Source organism: Dietzia sp. B44 (assembly GCF_014145245.1).
GTDB classification, from domain to species: domain Bacteria; phylum Actinomycetota; class Actinomycetes; order Mycobacteriales; family Mycobacteriaceae; genus Dietzia; species Dietzia natronolimnaea.
The window spans coordinates 1-1,717 of record NZ_JAALEF010000513.1 but is presented as its reverse complement, the minus strand read 5'-3'; the positions used below and the strand labels follow the sequence as shown (position 1 = coordinate 1,717).

At 57.7% G+C, this 1,717-nt stretch carries 3 protein-coding genes; 2 read left to right on the top strand and 1 reads right to left on the bottom strand.

Translation table 11 applies throughout. The annotated features are described in order from the left end of the window. The first annotated feature begins 103 nt into the window (after nucleotides 1-103). Nucleotides 104-526 carry a hypothetical protein gene (locus tag G6017_RS15655; RefSeq protein ID WP_182618189.1) on the top strand — a complete coding sequence of 141 codons (423 nt, stop codon included), beginning with the start codon at nucleotides 104-106 and terminating at the stop codon, nucleotides 524-526. 248 nt (nucleotides 527-774) lie between these two features. Continuing rightward, nucleotides 775-1,119: a hypothetical protein gene (locus G6017_RS15650; RefSeq protein WP_182618188.1), complete on the top strand. Its 345-nt coding sequence runs from the start codon at nucleotides 775-777 to the stop codon at nucleotides 1,117-1,119. Nucleotides 1,120-1,151: 32 nt separating this feature from the next. On the opposite strand, the gene G6017_RS15645 is transcribed toward G6017_RS15650, so the two are convergent. Next, entirely contained in the window at nucleotides 1,152-1,511 is a 360-nt protein-coding gene (locus G6017_RS15645) for an immunity protein CdiI family protein (protein WP_182618186.1), read from the bottom strand. Between the last annotated feature and the right edge of the window lie 206 nt (nucleotides 1,512-1,717).

Below are 1,717 nucleotides of genomic sequence, written 5' to 3'. Positions count from 1 at the left end.
CCCACGCTCAGATGCGAAGAGCCCGTAAAACACCAGTTCGCGCCTTCCCAAAACGTAGGCAAAAGGCTCTCCAGTTGCGCCCCATTGCACTAGCGTAAGTCGCATGAGGCTTCTCGATCTAACCTGGAGTTGGCGAGCCTTTGCAGTTCCAGTGTTCTTTGCGGGGGCCTATGGAGCTTATATCGCTGGGCATTTTTCTGCACCTGACGTGATATCGATGCTTATCGGAGCGATACTCGGGATAGTGGTTTCCTTTCCTTTCGCGTTGGTTTTGGGATTCTTGGCCGTGATGTCCGGACAAGTAGTGATCGCGATCGCCAGGAGATGCTCAAGACGAGTCAGAACGCAGTATTGGAGGATTGCGTTCAGCGCAGCTACATGCGTAACGATTGCGGTAGCATCTGCGACCGGTGCAGTAATCGCAAAGGTGACGGGCGATGGCTTTATCTCCGTAGGCGTGATCGGGATTATCGCTTTCGTCAGCGCCTACCTCTACTTCCCGGAAGATGAGTTCGGCAAGATTTGAGCCGTTTGGCAGAAGAATGCTGGGATAACTGAGACTAGGCTGGATTCCCAGAGGCGAGCGGCGTTTCCGCCACGGCAAACGCCCCCGCCATTCCCTTTGAGGGCGTTAGAGAATCGCCCACACGCGACCGTGTCCATCAGCGGACGAGTTCCAGATTGCCAGTCGAAGATTCATCGGCGTCTTCTCTCTTCGCTGAAGTCTTCGGCGAAAGGCGATGGCAGCACAGTTGGGGGGGTTACCTTCGGGTGATGGAGAAAGCGTCGGGCCGGAACGCCTGGATCAGTGCAGGGTTCGCGGTTGTCACGGCGCCGGTAGCGGCGGGTGTGATGGCTCTGGTGTGGAAGTTCCCGATTGCTCTTGTCGGTATCGGCGGCGGTGACGTTAACTCTGTCTACGCTGCTGCATTGACAATGGTCGCCTTCATGACACTGTTCTCGTTCTTCATCGGATTTTTCGTGATCGGCCTGGCGGGGGCCGGTGCGGGCGTTCTGGTGAGACATGGCCCCACCCTGGACGCAGTGACCACCGGTGTCGCCGTCGGCGTTGTGGCTGCACTGGTGGTCGGGTTCGCAGGGGCGTTCTTTGGCAATTGAGCGCGGGCGCCCTTGTTGAGCGCCGCGAAGTGTCAGCCTAGATGCGGATACTCAGCGTAGTGATGAAACCTCGTCTCGATCGAGTATTCAGGCAGTTCGAGTGCCAGCATTTCGGCGATCACTCCTCCGTCTCTCATCCAAGCCTGCACATCGATTTCTCCGGTCCATCCGTACTGGACCGGATCGAAGCTGACCGTGAAATGTTCAATGAACACGTCATTCCATTCTCGAAGGGCTTGCGTGAGCTCGGCGCTTAGTCCAAAGTTCTGTGGAACGAGTCCACCAGATTGCACGTAGTCGGCCGAAAACTTAGGTGTGGATGACCAAAGTCCCCACCGGGGGCCGATATCCGGCATGAGTTTTAGTCGCTTGCCCTGCAGCTCGATGTTCATGTGGGCAGTCTCCTTTTGTGACTCGTGAGGCGAGGTCGGCGTCGTCCTGAGGGCCGAGGCGCGCTGTGGTTCGGCGGAGGCTCACGGAGGACTTTGACCAGCTCTCGAAACGGGAATGGGTCGCAACGATGCATGCGCCTTACGGCGCCGGCGTTCGTTGCCCTCTCGATGCGGCGTATTCGGGCTCTTCGCATCTGAGCGTGGGT

Bases quoted from the DNA above. Each gene is read 5' to 3' on its own strand.
- G6017_RS15650 (WP_182618188.1), top strand. From the start codon at position 775: ATGGAGAAAGCGTCGGGCCGGAACGCCTGGATCAGTGCAGGGTTCGCG.
- G6017_RS15655 (WP_182618189.1), top strand. From the start codon at position 104: ATGAGGCTTCTCGATCTAACCTGGAGTTGGCGAGCCTTTGCAGTTCCA.
- G6017_RS15645 (WP_182618186.1), bottom strand. From the start codon at position 1,511: ATGAACATCGAGCTGCAGGGCAAGCGACTAAAACTCATGCCGGATATC.